16 protein-coding genes are annotated in these 16,530 nt (G+C 69.8%); 11 read left to right on the top strand and 5 right to left on the bottom strand.

The window, feature by feature from the left end; all coding sequences use genetic code 11:
• Window positions 1-2: 2 nt before the first annotated feature.
• Complete coding sequence (locus DB31_RS16255; protein ID WP_240486728.1) at window positions 3-530, bottom strand: hypothetical protein; 528 nt, start codon at window positions 528-530, stop codon at window positions 3-5.
• 75 nt (window positions 531-605) lie between these two features.
• A complete protein-coding gene (locus DB31_RS16250) occupies window positions 606-1,520 on the bottom strand; it encodes a DUF72 domain-containing protein (RefSeq protein WP_044188502.1) in 915 nt (304 codons plus the stop codon).
• 30 nt (window positions 1,521-1,550) lie between these two features.
• On the opposite strand from DB31_RS16250, the gene DB31_RS51245 reads away from it, so the two are divergent.
• Entirely contained in the window at window positions 1,551-1,673 is a 123-nt protein-coding gene (locus DB31_RS51245) for a hypothetical protein (RefSeq protein WP_276203624.1), read from the top strand.
• A gap of 127 nt (window positions 1,674-1,800) precedes the next feature.
• Window positions 1,801-2,133, top strand: a complete 333-nt coding sequence (gene hpf, locus DB31_RS16245; RefSeq protein WP_044188499.1) for a ribosome hibernation-promoting factor, HPF/YfiA family — start codon at window positions 1,801-1,803, stop codon at window positions 2,131-2,133.
• 24 nt (window positions 2,134-2,157) lie between these two features.
• Here hpf and DB31_RS16240 read toward each other — a convergent pair whose 3' ends face one another.
• Window positions 2,158-3,276, bottom strand: a complete 1,119-nt coding sequence (locus DB31_RS16240; protein WP_044188496.1) for a cyclic nucleotide-binding domain-containing protein — start codon at window positions 3,274-3,276, stop codon at window positions 2,158-2,160.
• 281 nt (window positions 3,277-3,557) lie between these two features.
• Here DB31_RS16240 and DB31_RS16235 point away from each other — a divergent pair, with 281 nt between their 5' ends.
• The 5 genes from DB31_RS16235 to DB31_RS16215 are packed head-to-tail and all read left to right on the top strand — an operon-like array spanning window position 3,558 to window position 7,303.
• Entirely contained in the window at window positions 3,558-3,989 is a 432-nt protein-coding gene (locus DB31_RS16235; RefSeq protein WP_044188494.1) for a response regulator, read from the top strand.
• 31 nt (window positions 3,990-4,020) lie between these two features.
• Window positions 4,021-5,436 carry a sensor histidine kinase gene (locus DB31_RS16230; RefSeq protein WP_044188491.1) on the top strand — a complete coding sequence of 472 codons (1,416 nt, stop codon included), beginning with the start codon at window positions 4,021-4,023 and terminating at the stop codon, window positions 5,434-5,436.
• A gap of 9 nt (window positions 5,437-5,445) precedes the next feature.
• Window positions 5,446-6,180: a response regulator gene (locus DB31_RS16225; protein WP_044189857.1), complete on the top strand. Its 735-nt coding sequence runs from the start codon at window positions 5,446-5,448 to the stop codon at window positions 6,178-6,180.
• A 1-nt stretch (window position 6,181) separates the two neighbouring features.
• Window positions 6,182-6,901, top strand: coding sequence for an ATP-binding protein (locus DB31_RS16220; protein WP_044188488.1), 720 nt, complete (start codon window positions 6,182-6,184; stop codon window positions 6,899-6,901).
• 24 nt (window positions 6,902-6,925) lie between these two features.
• Entirely contained in the window at window positions 6,926-7,303 is a 378-nt protein-coding gene (locus DB31_RS16215) for a response regulator (protein WP_044188486.1), read from the top strand.
• A 9-nt stretch (window positions 7,304-7,312) separates the two neighbouring features.
• Here DB31_RS16215 and DB31_RS16210 read toward each other — a convergent pair whose 3' ends face one another.
• On the bottom strand, window positions 7,313-7,912 hold the full coding sequence (locus DB31_RS16210) for a hypothetical protein (RefSeq protein ID WP_044188484.1): 600 nt from the start codon (window positions 7,910-7,912) through the stop codon (window positions 7,313-7,315).
• Window positions 7,913-8,098: 186 nt separating this feature from the next.
• Here DB31_RS16210 and DB31_RS16205 point away from each other — a divergent pair, with 186 nt between their 5' ends.
• The 4 genes from DB31_RS16205 (at window position 8,099) to DB31_RS16190 (ending at window position 16,088) form a co-directional block, all read left to right on the top strand.
• On the top strand, window positions 8,099-9,211 hold the full coding sequence (locus DB31_RS16205) for a terpene synthase family protein (protein ID WP_044188482.1): 1,113 nt from the start codon (window positions 8,099-8,101) through the stop codon (window positions 9,209-9,211).
• 259 nt (window positions 9,212-9,470) lie between these two features.
• Complete coding sequence (locus DB31_RS16200) at window positions 9,471-13,016, top strand: serine/threonine-protein kinase (protein WP_240486727.1); 3,546 nt, start codon at window positions 9,471-9,473, stop codon at window positions 13,014-13,016.
• A 318-nt stretch (window positions 13,017-13,334) separates the two neighbouring features.
• The gene (locus DB31_RS16195) at window positions 13,335-14,648 is read left to right on the top strand and encodes an SPFH domain-containing protein (protein WP_044188476.1); all 1,314 of its coding nucleotides are present in this window, start codon (window positions 13,335-13,337) and stop codon (window positions 14,646-14,648) included.
• Window positions 14,649-14,663: 15 nt separating this feature from the next.
• Window positions 14,664-16,088 carry a hypothetical protein gene (locus tag DB31_RS16190; RefSeq protein ID WP_044188474.1) on the top strand — a complete coding sequence of 475 codons (1,425 nt, stop codon included), beginning with the start codon at window positions 14,664-14,666 and terminating at the stop codon, window positions 16,086-16,088.
• Here DB31_RS16190 and DB31_RS16185 read toward each other — a convergent pair whose 3' ends face one another.
• A complete protein-coding gene (locus DB31_RS16185) occupies window positions 16,089-16,454 on the bottom strand; it encodes a c-type cytochrome (RefSeq protein ID WP_044188473.1) in 366 nt (121 codons plus the stop codon). It lies immediately after the preceding gene.
• Window positions 16,455-16,530 lie beyond the last annotated feature (76 nt).

The raw sequence follows: 16,530 nt of genomic DNA, 5'->3' as shown, positions 1-16,530 counted from the left end.
CCTTACCACGCCACGTGGTAGACGCAGGCGGCGTCCCCACGGCCCCGGCACGTCGCCGGATCATGATGCAGGCGGATGAAGAAGGCGTCCTTGGGCTTGAAGCGCTCGGCGATGGCCTCCACCAGCCCCTCGTCCACCGGGCACGGATACGGGTTGTCGCAGGTGACCTGCCCCGCCCTCGCGCTCGTGGACTCGTAGTGGTAGCCGCCGATGCCGCCCGGACCCCGGTGGTTCATCCGGTAGGCCGTGTTCAGGGACTTCAGCGCTTGCTCCACCGTGGTGAGGCCTCGGGGGAACTCCGCGTTCTTGGGGATGTTGCGCCCCACCGCCTTCATGGTGTTCGGGCCGATCTGTTTCAAGATGTCCCGGTACGCCCGCAGCACGCTGTCCACGGGGTACCACGCGTCTTTCTCCGGCTGGGTGATGCCGTGCTCCGCGAAGATGCGCTGAGCGCGCTCGGGAGCGATCTTCATCGCCTCCATCGCGGAGAGGATGGCGTTCCCCAGGACTTCGATACGGGCTGTGTTCACGGGCGGGTCATGGCTCCTTACGCATCCCGGTGCGGATTGAAGCGGCTTGCCTGGAGACATGCAATTCCCCCTACGTCACCTTTCCCCCAAGAGTCCCGGGGCCCCCCACTCCCGGGCCGCCAGGTCCACCGGGCGGGCGTATGGGGCCAGGTGCTCGGGGTACTCGCGCAGCAGCGTCGCGGGGGCCTCCACCTGCTCGCCCGTCACCATCGCCTTCAACATCAGCGCGTTCGTCACGCCCTTGCCCCGCGCGTGGTTGTTGGTGATGACGTACACGTCCTCCGTGCGCGGGTGCGAGGCGACCTCCTTCGTCCGCGCCGCCCAGGGCTCCAGCTCTCGCGCGGAGTACAGGTAGTCATACCGGTCGTACGCCGAGCCCTTCTGCCGGAACCACTCCTTGTAGTTGCGGCCGTGCACGCGCACGTAGCCCACGGACGCCGTGGCCCGCGCGCTCGGGGCAATGGAGTCCTTGAAGAGCGGCTGATCAATGTTCACGAAGCCCAGCCCCCGCTCCACCAGCTCCGCGTAGTACGAGGGCTCGTTCCACGAGGCGTGCCGCACCTCCAGCACCAGCGGGAAGCCCTCGAACGCCGAGACGATGGCGTCCACATGGTCCCGGTTCTCCGGCACGTTGCGGAAGGACCAGGGGAACTGCACCAGCACGGCCCCCAGCCGGCCGGCCTTCTCCAGGATGCCCAGCCCCACCCGCGTCCACCGCACCTCCTCCGCCGTCCAGGGCTCGGAGCGCTCGTGGGTGAAGCGCCGCCACAGCTTCGCCGTGAAGCGGAAGTCCGGGTTGAACGCCGTGCGCTCCAGCCACAGGTGCGCGTTGTGCGGCGTCATGGGCGCATAGAAGGAGGTGTTGAGCTCGATGGTGTCGAACAGCGACGCCATGGCCTCCAGCGGATCGAACCCCTTCGGCTTGGGCTTGGGGTACACCACCCCCTCCCAGTCCTTATATGTCCACCCCGCGGGGCCAAACCGAATCATTCCGCCTCCTCGGGAGCCAGGAGGGCTCCGATGGACAAGGTAGGCACGCTGGCGCAACCCCTCGCGGGCCGCTCGGCCGGTGGACGGGCGGTGAGGCGCGCCCCTCTGTCCGTGCAGGAGTGTCAGAACGCCCCGCAGCCGCTGCGGCCGTGAGGCGATTTGCCGCAAAGCCTGCGTCCGGGGGGCGCGTAACCCCTTGAATCGCCTGGGAGCGTGCTGGCCCTGGGAATGCAATGGAGAGAGGGTGAACCGGCCCACGGGGCCTTTACCGAGGCGACAGATGAACCGACCGCTGCAGATCACCTTCCGGGGGATGGACACGAGCGAGGCCATGGCCGAGTACATCCGGGGTGAGGCGGAGAAGCTGGAGCAGTTCTGCGATCGCATCGTCGGCTGCCACGTCGTGGTGGAGCAGCCGCACAAGCACCAGCGCCAGGGCAACCGCTTCCACGTGCGCGTCGATCTGCACGTGCCGGGCAAGGAGCTCTTCGCCGGGCGCGAGCACGCCGAGCGCCGTGAGCACGAGGACCCGTATCAGGCGGTGAATGACGCCTTCGAGGCGGTCCGCCACCAGCTCCAGCACTACACGGAGACTCAGCACGCGCACCGCTGAGGAGGTTCCGGCGCGCGGGCGGCCCTAACCGCCCGACTTGGGGTTGTCCGCGCGCTGGACCAGCTTGTGCGCCAGCGCTCGCGACAGGTTGAGCAGCAGCAGCGCCGCCGCGCGCGAGCTGGAGTCGATCAGCGCGCGCAGCGACTTCTCGCTCAGGCACAGCACTCGCGCGCCATTGCCCGTGGCGCACACGTCGCTGATGCGAGAGCTGGACAGCAGGAAGGCCACCTCCCCGAGCACCTCGCCCTCGGACGCGGTGGCTACCGCGCGCTCTCCGTCGCGCACCTCCAGCGAGCCGGCGAGCACCACGAACACGGTGCGCGCCACCTGCCCCTTGCGGATGAGGTAGTCCCCCGGAGCGCACTGGATGACGTGGCTGCTGGCCAGCACCGCCTGCAGCTCCTGCTCGGACAGACCGGCGAACACGGCCGGGCGCGCCGTGCCCATCAGCCCGTGCACCTCCCGCCAGTACGAGTCCGGATCGCTCAGCTCCTGGCTCATCACCCCGCGCGCCTTCGCCAGCAGCGGCGCCACCCGCTCCGGCACCTCCGAGGGCGGCGCGTCCGTGGGCAGCAGCGGCGTCAGCGGCGAGCCCACCCACTCCAGGTGCTCTCGGTCCCGCAGCACCAGCACCAGCGGCACCATCACCCCGAACTCCGGGTGGTCATACGTGCCCAGGTAGGGCCGGAACCCCAGCGACATATAAAGGTTGAGCAAGTGCGGCTGGCAGTCGCAGAAGGCCAGCTCCTGGCCCTGGGCGAGCTGGAAGCGGATGCTCTCTTGAATGAGCCGGTAGGGCACCGCCGTGCCGCGCATGTCCTGGCGCACCATGAAGCGGCCCACCACGCAGATCTGCTCCGGGCGCACCAGCGGCCGGAAGCGCTCCAGCGCGAAGCGCGAGGCCGTGGGCTCGGGCAGGGCTCCCTCTGCCTCCAGCTGCACCCGGAGCGTCCCCACCACGTCCTCTTCCACCTTTGCGTACATCAAGTGGGCCGCGGTGTCCTCCGAGTCCAGGAACCAGTGGCGCTCGTGATCGGCCTGCCGGGTGTAGACGTGCATCTCCTCCACATAGGTCGCGTAGCGCAGACGGTAGACGGCGGCACGCTCGTCTTCCGTGGTGGCGAAGCGGACCTCAACTTCCATGAAGGGAGCCCCCCTGAGGCTGCGATCCGCCGCAACCTATCAGCGTGCAGGCCCCGCAAGCGTTCACTTCCGAAAGTCATAGCGTGAAAAAAAGGACTTCTGGGAAAGCCTGGGGCCGGACTTTGTCCGCTGCCGAACCTGAGCCCTGCCTGCGAGGGGCGGTGTCGATCCACCCAGGGTACGGTGTTTCAACAACGTCTCGGGCAGTGCCGGGTTCTCCGGCGCTTGTCCTACTTGTACCCACCCCGAGGTTGGGGGCTACCACGAGGCGCTTGGAAGTCATGAACGAGAGGCTCACGGTCCTGGTGGTTGATGATGAGCACCCGGTGCTCATCACCGCGGCGGCGGTCCTGTCCGAGGACTTCCGCGTGTTGACGGCGCCGGATGCGACCGAGGCGCTTCGGCTGATGGAGCGCAACAGCGTGGACGTGCTGTGCACGGACTTCAACATGCCGGGTCGCAACGGAATCCAGCTGTTGCGCGAGGCGATGGCGCGCCAGCCGCACATGTCCGGGGTGCTCGTCACCGGCCATGCCGAGTACCTGGAGAAGCGAGACAAGTACGAGATGCAGGGGCTCTACTACCTGCTCATCAAGCCGTACGAGCCGCAGCGCCTGATTGAGATTGTGCAGCGCGCGGCGGAGTCCGCGCGGCTCAAGCGGGTGATGAGCTCGCTGACGACAGAGCTTGGGGCCTGGAAACGGGTGATGTGATGGCGTGGAGCGCAGCACAGGGCTTGCCGCCATGAAGCCGGCGGTGGTGGAGCCCGGCGCGACGGAGCAGCTCGAGGAGCGCGTCGCCCGGCTCTTCTCTCAGCACCAGCAGGAAGTGTGGCGGAGGGTGGATCGGCTCTTCGCCTGGCTGATGGGCGCGCAGTGGCTGGCGGCCCTCGTCCTCGCGGCCGTGTTCTCGCCGTACGGCTGGGCAGGCAAGGCGCGGGCGGCTGACTCGCACATCTGGGTGGCGGTGGTGCTCGGCGGGGTGCTGAGCGCAGTCACCATTGTCCAGGTGTGGCGGCGGCCCGGTACTTCGCTCACCCGGCACACGGTGGCCATCTGCCAGGTGCTCTGGTCCGCGCTGCTCATCCACCTGACGGGCGGGCGCATCGAGACGCACTTCCACACGCTGGGCTCGCTGACGTTCCTGGCCTTCTACCGGGAGTGGCCGGTGCTGCTCACCGCGAGCGGCGTGGTGGTGTTGGACCACTGGGTGCGGGGCATGCTGTGGCCGGAGTCCATCTACGGCACGCCGAGCCCGGAGTGGTGGCGGCTGCTGGAACACGCGGTGTGGCTGGTGTTCCTGGACCTGGTGCTGCTGCGCTCCATCCGCGAGGCGGTGCGCGAGATGCGGGAGATGGCCGAGCGCCGCGCGGTGGCGGAGCTGGCCTCCGAGCGCGAGCACCAGAAGACGGCGGAGCTGAACCGGGCGCTGACGGAGCTGAAGGGTGCCCAGGAGCACCTCATCCGGGTGGAGAAGCTGGCGGCGGTGGGCCAGCTGGCCGCCGGGGTGGGCCATGAGCTGCGCAACCCGCTGGCCGCCGTGCGCAACGCGCATGCGTACCTCTGCAAGCGCCTGGCACGGCCGGAGCCGCTGGCGAACGACGCGCGCGTGCCCCAGTTCCTGGCGTTGATGGACCGGGAGCTGAACAGCTGCGCGCGCATCATCTCGGACCTGTTGGACTTCGCGCGCGAGCGCCCGGTGAGCCTCCAGCCCTGTCCGCTGCGGCCGCTGGTGGAGGAGGCGGTGGGGGTGGTGCCCGCGCGCGAGCAGGTGCGGGTGCTCAACCAGGTGCCCGAGGCGCTGCCCGTGCCGCTGTTGGACCGAGATCAGTTCCGGCAGGTGCTCATCAACCTGGTGCAGAACGCGGTGGAGGCCATTCCCGCGGGGCGCCCGGGCGAGGTGGTGGTGCGGGCCGACGGCGGCGGCGCCGAGCCGCTGCGCGTGCGCGTGGTGGATGATGGCGGCGGGATTCCGCCGGACGTGCTGCCGCGCATCTTCGAGCCGCTGTTCACCACCAAGAAGGAGGGCACGGGGCTGGGGCTGGCCATCGTCGCCACGCGGGTGCAGCGCCACGGCGGCACGCTCCAGGTGTCGAGCGAGCAGGGCCGGGGCAGTGAGTTCGTCATCCAGTTGCCGCCGGCCCAGGCGCGAGCGGCCTAGGTGAGCCCCGTGAGCCCGGCGCGCGTCCTGGTGGTGGATGACGAGGAGTCGATGCGGGTGACGCTCGCCGCCAACCTCGAGCTGGAGGGCCACGAGGTGGTGGAGGCCCCCACGGGCGAGGAGGCGCTGCGGGTGGTGCGCCAGCGGCCGGTGGACGTGGTGCTGGCGGACATCCGCATGCCGGGGCTGCACGGCGTGGAGCTGGCCCGCCACCTGCGGCGCGAGCAGCCCGGGTTGCCCGTGGTGCTGATGACGGCGTTCGCCCAGGAGAACCTGGTGGAGGACGCGCTGGCCGAGGGCGTCTTCACCGTGCTCCACAAGCCGTTCGACGTGGCGCACCTGTTGAGGACGCTGCGCCGCGCGGCACTCGTACCCGAGGTGTTGGTGGTGGATGACTCGCAGGACGTGGCGGAGGCGACGGTGGAGGGGCTACGCCTCTGCGGCATCCGGGCGCAGGCGGCGTACGACGGGGACGAGGCGCTGGAGCGCATGCGCACCGGGAAGATCGATGTCTGCGTGGTGGACTTGGTGATGCCGGGGATGACGGGCGCGCAGGTGGTGGAGCGGCTGAGGGGTTCGGGTCAGCCCGTGGCGTTCATCGCGGTGTCCGGGCACGAAGTCCCCGAGATGATGCGGCAGGTGGCAGCACTGGGGGATGTCGCCTGCATGCGCAAGCCCATCTCCATCCGGGAGCTGGCACAGACGATTGCACGGACCCGTGGCCGGGCCCTGGCGAGGAGCTGACATGGACGAGCAAACCCCTGGGCTGGAGGCCCGCGAGCGTGCGGCAGTGGCCGAGGTGGTCACGGCCGTGCTGCGGCATGACCTGCGCAACCGCTTCTCCAGCATCCGCAACGCTTCCTATTACCTGATGCGCCAGGCGCAGAAGACGGAGCTGTGGAAGACGGATCCGCGGATGGAGACGTTCTTCCAGCTCATTGACCGCGAGCTGGTCTCCGCCGAGGAGGTGCTGTCCACACGGGGCCTGCCGGTGCCCGACGAGGACAGCACCCGGCTGCGGCTGTGTGACGTGGCGCAAGAGGCGCTGGCGCGTGCGGGGGTGCCCTCCCTCGTGCGGGTGGAGAGCACCTGGCAGGAGCGGGCCCTGGTGCAGGCGGACACGGCGCGCCTCACGCTGCTCATCCGCTGCCTGGTGGAGAACGCCGTGGAGGCGATGCCGCGCGGAGGCCTGCTCTCGATGCGCACGCTGCGGACGGACGAGGGCCGCGTTGTCTTGGAGGTGAGCGACACCGGATCGGGCGTCCCCGAGGAGCTCCGGACGCGGGTGTTCGAGCCCTTCATGACGACGAAGGCGGGGCACGCGGGCCTGGGGCTGTGCATCGTCCAGCGGCTGGCGCTGCGCTGCCGCGCGTGGGTGGAGCTGAAGCCCGCCGAGCCGGTGGGCACGCGGGTCCAGGTCTCCTTCCCCATCGCCGACGAGGCCGGCGCCGCCCGCAGTACCTGAGCGGGCACCGAGGGAGGGGCACCGATGGAGAACTCGGGGACACCGCACCGGAGCGTGCTGCTGGTGGAGGACGACCCAGCCAACTGGCTGACGCTCTCCGCAGTGCTGGAGGAGGCGGGCTTCACCGTGGCCGTCGCGGAGTCGCTGCCCCAGGCGGGCCAGCTCCTGGAGGGACAGCCGCGCTACGACGCCGTCCTGATGGACTGGAGCCTCGGGGATGGGGACGCGCGGGAGCTGATTCCGTTGGTGCGCCGCCGGGTGCCCGCGGCGAAGATCGTCCTCGTCTCCGGCCAGGGCCGCGCCGCGCCGCCCGTGCAGGTGGATGCCGTGTTCCACAAGGGCGCACACGTGGACGAGCTGCTGGCGTGCCTGGAGCGGCTGCTGAGCCCCGGGCGGGGCTGAGCGCCGGGGCTAGGCGCCCTGCGCGAGGCGCGCCTGGGCCCGGGCCAGGGTGTGCGCTGTCTGCGTCACGTCCAGCAGGGCCGCGCGGAGCTCCTCGGCGTCCTCCACCAGCCCCGTGTACGCGACGTGGACCCGGTTCTTCTCCACGAAGCCCACGCGCTTGGGGCTGTAGAGCTCCAGCAGGGCCTTCTGCGCCTCGGGCTCATAGATGAGCGCCTGGCCTTGCTGGGGCTGGTCGCTCTGGAAGACGTAGCACTCCTGGAGCGCGGGGTCCGAGGCCTGGAAGGTGTTGTCGGCCAGCATCCGGTCCAGTCCCGACGTCCAACGGCGCGGTGCGGCAACGAAGCCCTCAGGCAGTGCACCCGGGATGTCCGCTCGCACCACGCAGAGCTGGTCATAGCCGTGGGGGTTGCGCCGCGTCTCCACGGCAATGCGCACTGGCACGCCCTGGTATTCGCCCAGCAGCACGCTCCCGCGGTGCTCCAGCCCGAGCTGTCCGGCCAGCATCTCCCAGAGGGCCTTTCGCTTCTGGCCCTGGTTGACGATGGAGAAGATCGCGACACCGAGGATGGCGATGACGGCGACGACGACGAGCGGGGTGGGATCCATGTCCCGCACAGGCTAGGCGGGAGGGCCGGGTTCACGCGCTGGGTAATCACGGACACCGCGCGCCCTTGGAAAAGAGAGAGGATGAACGGCCTTTTTCACGGTGACTGTGATTCATGTCTCGCGTGTTTCCGAGGGGAAGCCTGCCGTGTCACTGACGTACGATGTCTGTGTTGGAGGATCCCCGCCATGCCTCTCGACAAGCACTCCCCGCTGGCTGTTGAGTTTGACCTCGGAAACGTCGCGCAGGTGCGCCTGGAGGGGCACCTGCACCTCTTGAATGCGCCCGGCCATGGGTGGCCGCACCCCGTGTCTTCGCCCGCGGATGTCGCCCGAGCGGAGCAGGAGTGCATCACCTGGGCGCTGCGGAAGGGACTCATTCGAGAGGGCGAGCCGTACTTCCACAAGTTCGGCCAGACGCAGCTGGCGGCGCTGGCGGCGTGCACGCTGCCGCAGCTGCCCGTCCACCGCACCAAGTGGTTCATCTACCTGCAGGCGTTCTTCTTCACGCTGGATGACGCGCTGGACAACATGATTGACCTGCGCGCGGGCGCGCAATACCTGCCCTACAGCCAGCTCCAGAAGACGTTCGGGCTCTTCATGAGCATGCTCACCGGCGAGGTGCCGAGCGCGCTGAGCCCTCCGGCCTCCGAGTTCCCGCTGCTCGAGTCGTTCTGCGAGGCGCTGCGGGACATCCGCGAGCTGGGCCTGGAGACGGACATGCCGCTGGCCTGGTTCATCGCCAGCATGGCGAACTACTTCGACGCGGTGGCCTGGGAGCATGGCGCGCATACGGAGACCGGGTACATGCCCACGGTGTCCACGTACATGCACAACCGGGAGCAGACCATCACCTATGTGCAGTCAGTCGAGGCGTTCCTCGCCATCCAGCGCATCCGCCTGAGCCGCGAGCACCGCGAGATGCACCCCGTGAAGCTGCTGCTCACCAACACCTGCCGGCACATCATCCTCGTCAATGATGTGTTCTCGCTGGCCAAGGAGCTGGCGTGCGGCGAGCTGGACAACGTGCTGCTGCTCGACCGGGGGCAGGACCGCGAGGCCTTGCTGCGCCGCTTCAAGTCGCTGCTCGACCGGCTCAACTCCCTGGCCGCGGACATCACCTATATCGCGCTCAAGCTCCGGGAGTCCTTCCCGGAGGACCGCCACATGCTCGGGTTCGTCGACACGCTGCTCTACAACGTGAACGGACACGTGGCCTGGTACGCCGCGAGCCGCAGGTATGGCCACTTCGTACGGCCTCCGGCGCTGGCGGGCATCCCGTCCCTGGCCGCCGCGCACTGAGCGGGTCTCCCGACCGGCGAGCAGCCGTGCCAGATGAGGCAGGGGGCGCTCCTCCAGGGGACTGGAGAGGCTCGCCCCGTTGGCCACCCAACGGTTCATCCGGCCGAGAGGGTCTCTCTCCGGGCGAGGACGTGACGGGTTGGGTCATGCATGCCCCCACAGTGCCTCCGCCGGGTGACGTATTCGCTTCATCCGCCCCGCGGTGGCATGATCGGCATTTTCCAGGATCATGGCACTGCCTTCGCCGGAGAAATCCGATGTGAAGGGTGTCCCCCGTACGCTCGAACCGGGGACGCCGGTGGGGGCGTATGTCATCGAGGACGTGCTCAGCTCGGGCGGCTTCGGCGTGGTGTACCGCGCGCGCGGCCCGGAGCAGCGGCAGGTCGCCATCAAGGTCAGCAAGCACTCCGCCCGCAACATCACCGCGCAGCAGCTCGTCTGGCAGCAGAACGAGATTGAGGCGCTGGCGCGGCTGCGGCACCCCGCGCTGGTGGAGGTGCTCGGCTACGGCTTCCTGGAGGATGGGCGGCTCTATCTGGTGATGGAGCTGGTGCACGGGGTGGTGCTGGGGAACTACCTTCAGGAGCGCGGCTCGCTGGAAGTGCTGGAGGCCCTGCAACTGACGCGCCGCATCGCCGAGGCGCTGGCCTACTGCCACGACTCCAAGGTCCTCCACCTGGACCTCAAGCCGGCCAACATCATTATTACGGACCCCGTGGAGCCGAAGGTGAAGGTGCTGGACTTCGGCCTGGCCCGGCTGTCCGGCGGCTTCCGGACGCACGAGGGGGGGCCCATGGCCGGGACGCTGGCCTACATGGCCCCCGAGTGCTTCTTCGGCACGGGCGAGTTCTCCGAGAAGGCGGACCTCTTCTCCCTGGGGACGCTGCTGTACGAGATGCTCGCGTGCATCCTGCCGTTCCCCACCAACGCCTCGTACGCGGCGCTGGGCTCGCTCAAGCGGGCGGGGAAGATGACGCCGCTGGAGCAGGTGGCGCCCTTGGTGCCTCCCCCGGTGGCGGCGCTGGTGCGCTCCCTGCTGGCGCCGGACGTGGCGCACCGGTTTGGCGGCGCGAGCCAGCTGGCCAGCCGCCTGAAGGGGCTCTACTTCGAGCTGCTCCACGGCAACACCAGCGACTGGGCGCCGCCTCCCCTGCCTCCGGAGATGGTCTCCTCGGACAATGCGCCGTTCGTCGGCCGCGCTCGCGAGGTGGCCCTGCTGCGCGAGGCGGTGGACTCGGTGGGAGATCGCCAGGGCCGCGCGCTCATGGTGGTGGGCGAGGCCGGCATTGGGAAGAGCCGCCTCATCTCCGAGGTGCTGCTCTCGCCCGAGGTGAGCGCCCGGGTGCTGGTGACGTACGGCCGCTGCCGGCAGCTGGGCGAGCTGGTGCCGTGCTCTCCGCTGCGCGAGGCGCTGGGGCAGCTGGTGGAGGTGCTGCTGGGCATCCGCAGCGAGCCTGGGCACCGGGTGCGCCATCTGGCGGGGCAGGCGCTCGCGGGCGAGGCCCAGGAGCTGCGGCGGCTGGTGCCGGAGCTGAGCCGCCTGCTGCCGGAGGGCGCCGAGCGCGACACCGAGGGCGTGCTCGTCCAGGGGCTCGGGCCGGAGCGGGTGGGCAAGGCGCTGATGCACCTGCTCACCGCCGTTGGTACCGCGCGGCCGATGGTGCTGGTGCTGGAGGATGTGCACTCGGCGGACGAGGGCACCCTGGCCGTGCTCTCGCGGATCAGCGCCGCCCCTCCTCCCGGTGTGCTGCTGCTGGCGACCACCCGGCCGCCGCCGCGCCTGGCGCAGACCGGCGAGCTGGAGATGCTCACCCTGGATGCGCTCAGCTCTCTGGAGAACGGCCAGCTCCTGGCGCAGCTTGCGGGGGGCGCCAGCCCGGCCGTGGTGAAGGCCCTGGTCCAGGCCGTGCCGTTCCTGGCCAGTGGCAACCCGCTGGTCGCCGCGCAGATCATTCGAGACTTGCAGCTGGGGAACTACCTCAGCCGGGAGGCGGATGGGCGTGTCCGGTTGTCAGACCGGTTGAGTGGGGAGTACCGGCCTCCGGACTCCGTCTCCACGGTGGTGGGGCGCGCGCTGGAGCGGCTGGACGAGCGGGTGCTGAAGGTCCTGCGGGTGGCCGCGCTCTTCGACCGGCGGTTCCGGCTGTCGGACCTGGAGGCGCTGGGGCTGTTCTCTCCTCTAGAGGTGCACACCGCCATCACCGAGGCGGAGGAGGCGCGGCTGCTGGTGGTGGCGGGGGACCGGTGCACCTTCGCGCATGACACGCTGCGCGAGCGGCTGGCGGCGGATGGGCGGCTGGAGAACGTGCAGGACATCCACCGGCGCATCGGCGAGCGGCTGCAGCAGCGCAAGGCCCCGCCGGGGACGCAGGGCTACCACTGGGAGAAGGCGGGCCAGCCGGTGCGGGCGGCCAGTGCGTACCTGGAGGCAGGGCTGGAGGCGGACCGGTTGTTGGACCCCATCGGCGCCAACCAGCACCTGCGCAAGGCGTTCACCGTGGCCAGTGCTCAGCCTCCCTCGGCCGAGCGGGATGAGGTGCTGGTGCGCTCCTTGTATTGGCTGGTGCGCATCGGGTGCTTGCTGGGCAGTGCGGTGGAGATGCTCCGGTACCTGGAGCAGGGGCAGGCGCTGCTGCAGGACCCCACGATGGAGCAGCAGGCGGCGCTCAACAGCTCGTGGGCGGGCGCGTACTACGCGCAGGGCAACTTCCCGAAGGCGCTGGAGTACAGCGAGCTGTGCTTGGAGGCGGCCATGGAGCCGAACCTGCGCTCCTACCTCCATGCTCCGTTGAGCATCATGGGGAGAGCGCTGTCGGGGTGGGGGCGGTTCGGGCCCTCCATCTCCATGCTCACGGAGGTGGCGCAGCAGTCGGCGGAGGCGGGGGAGTATGTGGAGCAGACGCACGCCGAGGGGATGCTCGCGTTGGGGCTGGCATATGGCGGCGAGTTCAAGCGGGCCCGGGAGTACGCGGCGTCGGCGGCGCGCATTGCCTTGAGGCTGGGCAACCCGGTGCGGATGGCGGCTTCCACCTTCTGTTACGCGGCCATCGCAGAGGCGGAGTTCCGCTGGGACGAGGGGGTGCAGCGCAGCGCGGAGCTGCTCGCCTTCACCGAGGCCCACCATATTACGGGGCTGTACCTGTGCATGGGCACGGCCTACGCGGGGCGGCACCAGTTCCATGTGGGGCAGCTGGATCGGGCGCGGCACCTGCTGGTGCATGCGCTGGGGCTGGCGCGGCAGCAGGGCACCACCCATGGGCTGTGTCTGTCCTACGCGTACCTGGGGGATGTGGAGTTCGTGGCGGGCCGGCACATCGAGGCGAAGGCCGCGTACGAGAAGGGGCTGGAGCTGGCGAGCGCCGGGGCGACGGATGAGCAGGCCGGGCCGCTGTCCCTCATCGGACTGGCGCACCTGCAGGCGCTCGCTGGAGGTCCTATAGAGGAGGTGTGGGCGAAGGGGGATGAGGCGCTGATGCGGCTGCGGGCGGTGGAGAACCTGAGCAACTCGATTCCCTCGCTGCAGCGGTACGCGGAGGCGCTGGAGGAACTGGGGGATGTGGCGGGGGCGGCGCGGATCTACGAGGAGCGGCAGGTGCTGGTGAAGCGGCTGGGGCTGACCGAGTGTGACTTCTGGCCGCGGCCAAGCCCCAAGGTGGAGCGGCTGCCGCCGCGCGAGTACTGGCGCAAGGCGAGCTCGCGGCTGTCCTCGTCGGGCCTCCGAGCGGTGAAGCCCGAGGACTTCAACGCGGAGACGGTGGTGCGCGCCGCTGCCCCGGGCGGGGGCGATGACGGGAAGAAGGGCTGAGGCGGGTTAGAGCTTACAGGTCGGTCTGGCACATCCAGGGTTGCTGCTGGGTGCGCGGACAGGAGGAGCCCACCCAGGACCGCCAAGAGCACACGCCAGTTCACTCGCATTTTTTGACATGGCGTGAGCCCCCTCCGCGCTGGAAGCGCGGTCTGCCGGACGCACCCGCGCGCGGCACTGAGCCACGCCAGCCACAGTGCTTGAGTCCACGCAGCCACGCGCCTCACGCGCTCCGAGCGCCCACGTCCGGCACGCTCCGCCCACGCGGTGGGTATCTCTCATGCATTGCCCTTCCCTCGCGGGAGAGGGCAACCACCAATGAACTGGCAGAACGTCAAAGAGAAGCTGAGTGCAGTCATCAAGCAGAGCGTCTTCGGAGTCCGCGCCGTCGCGGGCGCAGGAGTCAGTCAGGTCCGCTGGCTCATCTTCACCTCGCGCGGCCGCCGCATCGCCACCGGGCTGACGGTGACCGGCCTCGTGGCCATGGCCGTCTCCACCCGCCCCGTCACCCTCATCGAGCCCGGTCAGGTGGGCATCCGGATGAACCTGCTCACCGGCAACAGCCAGGAGCTGCGCGAGGGCTGGGCCCTGCTCGTGCCCCACGTCCACCGGCTCCACCTCTATAGCTTGAAGGACCAGGTCTTCCAGCCCAGCCGCAGCACCCAGGCCGAGGGCGCCGCCCCCTTCCAGTCCGCGGAGGGCCTGTCCATCGGCATCGAAGTGACCATCCGCTACGCGCTCGAGCCGTCTCGCGTTGCCTCCCTGGCCGCCTCCATGCCGGAGGATGTGGGCCGGGAGATCGTCGAGCCCGTCATCGACGGCGTGCTCCGCCGCCACTTCGCCCAGCACACAGTTCGGGAGATCTTCTCCACCCAGCGCAGGGAGATCCAAAAGGCCCTCACCGATGAGATTGGCCCCCTGCTGGCCGCCGATGGCGTCCTCCTGCGCTCGATCACCCTGGGCAACGTCGACCTGCCCCAGCGGTACCGCCAGGGCCTGGAGTCACTGCTCGCCGAGGAGCTGAGCGCCGAGAAGATGCGCTACACGCTGGAGCTCAAGGAGAAGCAAATCAAGGAGTCGGCCCTCAGCGCCGAGGCTGAGAAGGTCCGCCGAGAGAAGGCCGCCGAGGCCGCCGCCAGCGAGGAGATCATCGCCGCCAAGGCCAAGGCCGAGGCCATGCGCCACGTCCTCCCCTTCAAGGAGAAGGAGATCGAACAGCGCCGCCTGGAGGCCGAGGCCTCCAAGGTCAGCCGCCTCACCCAAGCCAGCGCCGAGGCCGAGGCTCGCCGCATCGAGGCCGCAGGAGAAGCCGACGCCCGCCGCAAGCTCGCCGAGTCCGATGCCTACCGCGTCGAGGTGACGGGCAAGGCCGCCTCCGAGCAGCTCGCCCGCGACGCCAGCCTCATCAGCAAGAACCCCCTCCTCATCCAGAAGACCCTCGCTGACAAGCTGTCCGACAAGATCCAGGTCATCATCGCCCCGCCTCAGGTGGGAGGGTTCTTCGCCAGCGGCCTCCTCGGCCAGCAACCCCCCGCGCCCTCGTACGCGAACGCCCCCGCCGCGTCGGCGTCGCACTCGGGAGGCCCGTCAGAGTCCGAGTCCGGCTCCGAGAACTCCCAGAGCGAGTACTGACAGGAGCGCCCCGCCATGCTCGCCACGATTCTCACGCTCGCGCTGGTGGTGCAGGACCAGACGCCCCTGCGCGCCGCCCCGCAGGACTCCGCCACCCGCCAGGCCACGCTCTGGCAGGGCGAGTGGCTCGAAGTCCGAGGGGAGCGCCAGGGCTTCCTCCAGGTCTATGACCACCGCCGGGAGCGCCCCGGCTACATCCGTCAGCAGCAGGTCCGCGTCTACACCCTGGACGAGGCCAGCGTGCCCCGGCTCCAGGCGGTGGTGGAGTTCCTCCGGGACACCTCGGGCGCCGAGGCGCTGGGAATCGGCTACACGGCGGCGCTGCTGCGCGCGGCCAACCCCTCGCAGGTGGGCCCGGAGCTCTTCGATGCCATGGGCACCCTGGCGGACCGGTTGGCCCGGCGGGCCTCCTCCAAGAAGTCCAATGACGAGACCCTGGCCGCGCACCTGGACGTGGCCGCCAGCTATGGCGTGAAGCTCCTCAGCATCGAGCAGGAAGGCCGAACCCGCATCTGCTACGACGGCGAGGCCTTCCGCCGGGTGCTCGGGATGGGCGGCAGTCCCGAGGCGCGGCTCCGGGCGGCGCTCGCACTGACGCGGCCCGAGTGCATGGACCCCGCCTTGAGCCAGGTGGAGCGCCAGGCCGTCGACGAGTGGCGCAGTGGCGTCCTGGAACAGGTGGACTCCGCTCAGCTCCCCGCGTGGCAGGCCAATCGCCTCCATCTGCGGCGCGCCGAAGTGTACGCCTCGCTGGCCTACCAATGGACCCGCCGGGGCGAGGCCGTGCGGGGAGCGAAGGCGAGCGAGCGCTCTGTGGAGGAGCTGGCGCGGGTGCTGAAGTCAGAGCTGGCGGACGAGGATCGCTCCGCCTACGCGGTAGCGGCAGTCCGGGTGGCGGCCTCGCGCTGGGCGTCAGTGCCGGTTCCGGAGAAGCCCGGCGCAGGCCCTCGGCTCGAGCTGACCCAGGGACGGCCCGGGGAGACCTGCCTGCGCCTGATGGATCCGACGAAGGCCTCGGCCAACCCGAAGGCCCCCGCTTCTCCTCTGGCGGAGCGCTGCACCTATGGGCTGGTGTGGCCGGGCTCCCTCCGCCAGTCGCCGCAGGGCACAGTTGTCACCGTTGCGGTGCAGCTCCTGGAAGGGTGGACGGAGCTGTGGGTCTTCCACCAGGAAGGCGACGGGTGGCTGCTGGACGCGCTCTCGCCCGCGACGACGGAGCCGGGCGTGGGCTACGTGGAGCTGGCGGGCTTCACCCCGGATGGCTCGCGGGTGCTGGTGGCGCGCGAGGTGCTCGTGGAGGGGAAGATCCAGTCCTCCTTCCAGGTGCTCAAGCGCGAGACGCTCATGCCCGAGAAGACCGCCGGGCGCCCCCAAGACTCGGGCACCTTCCAGCGCTGGAGCACCGCCGACTGGCGCAGCCGGACCCTGGCCGTGCGCTGATCAGCGGGCGGCCGGGGCTTCCGGAGCAGCGGCCGGCTCGGAGCGGTTCGCCAGGATGAAGCGGAGCACGAGCTCGCTCTCCGCTTCCTTTAGATCCGCCTTCTTTCCCATCCGCCGGGCCAGTCCTGGCCACTCCGCCTCGCTGTACGCGGTGCGATCCGGATAGGAGTGACAGGAGTTGCAGTGGTTCAAGAAGAGCTGACGCCCCTGCTCGAGTTCCTCGGCCGATGTGCCGGGCCACCGGGCCTGGGCGCTCTCGAGGCCCGCCGAAGACAAAGGCCCAGGCACCGTCCCCGCCTTGGGGAAGCACGCCGCGAGGAAGAGGCAGGCCAGGAGGGACACGATCCACTGTCGATTCATGTGCATGAGGCCTGTTCATAATGGGACGCGAGGCCTCAGGCCAACTGTGGCTGCAACGGGAGGTTGGCGGGGGCGGAGCCCG

Source organism: Hyalangium minutum, from assembly GCF_000737315.1.
GTDB classification, from domain to species: Bacteria; Myxococcota; Myxococcia; order Myxococcales; family Myxococcaceae; genus Hyalangium; species Hyalangium minutum.
Note: the sequence above shows the minus strand (reverse complement) of the source record. Positions and strands in the feature narration are given on the sequence as shown.

Coding starts and splice junctions, on each gene's coding strand:
- DB31_RS16240 (WP_044188496.1), bottom strand. CDS start 3,276: ATGGAAGTTGAGGTCCGCTTCGCCACCACGGAAGACGAGCGTGCCGCC.
- DB31_RS16190 (WP_044188474.1), top strand. CDS start 14,664: ATGCTCGCCACGATTCTCACGCTCGCGCTGGTGGTGCAGGACCAGACG.
- DB31_RS16195 (WP_044188476.1), top strand. CDS start 13,335: ATGAACTGGCAGAACGTCAAAGAGAAGCTGAGTGCAGTCATCAAGCAG.
- DB31_RS16205 (WP_044188482.1), top strand. CDS start 8,099: ATGCCTCTCGACAAGCACTCCCCGCTGGCTGTTGAGTTTGACCTCGGA.
- DB31_RS51245 (WP_276203624.1), top strand. CDS start 1,551: ATGGACAAGGTAGGCACGCTGGCGCAACCCCTCGCGGGCCGCTCGGCC.
- DB31_RS16220 (WP_044188488.1), top strand. CDS start 6,182: ATGGACGAGCAAACCCCTGGGCTGGAGGCCCGCGAGCGTGCGGCAGTG.
- DB31_RS16215 (WP_044188486.1), top strand. CDS start 6,926: ATGGAGAACTCGGGGACACCGCACCGGAGCGTGCTGCTGGTGGAGGAC.
- DB31_RS16230 (WP_044188491.1), top strand. CDS start 4,021: ATGAAGCCGGCGGTGGTGGAGCCCGGCGCGACGGAGCAGCTCGAGGAG.
- DB31_RS16235 (WP_044188494.1), top strand. CDS start 3,558: ATGAACGAGAGGCTCACGGTCCTGGTGGTTGATGATGAGCACCCGGTG.
- DB31_RS16185 (WP_044188473.1), bottom strand. CDS start 16,454: ATGCACATGAATCGACAGTGGATCGTGTCCCTCCTGGCCTGCCTCTTC.
- DB31_RS16210 (WP_044188484.1), bottom strand. CDS start 7,912: ATGGATCCCACCCCGCTCGTCGTCGTCGCCGTCATCGCCATCCTCGGT.
- hpf (WP_044188499.1), top strand. CDS start 1,801: ATGAACCGACCGCTGCAGATCACCTTCCGGGGGATGGACACGAGCGAG.
- DB31_RS16250 (WP_044188502.1), bottom strand. CDS start 1,520: ATGATTCGGTTTGGCCCCGCGGGGTGGACATATAAGGACTGGGAGGGG.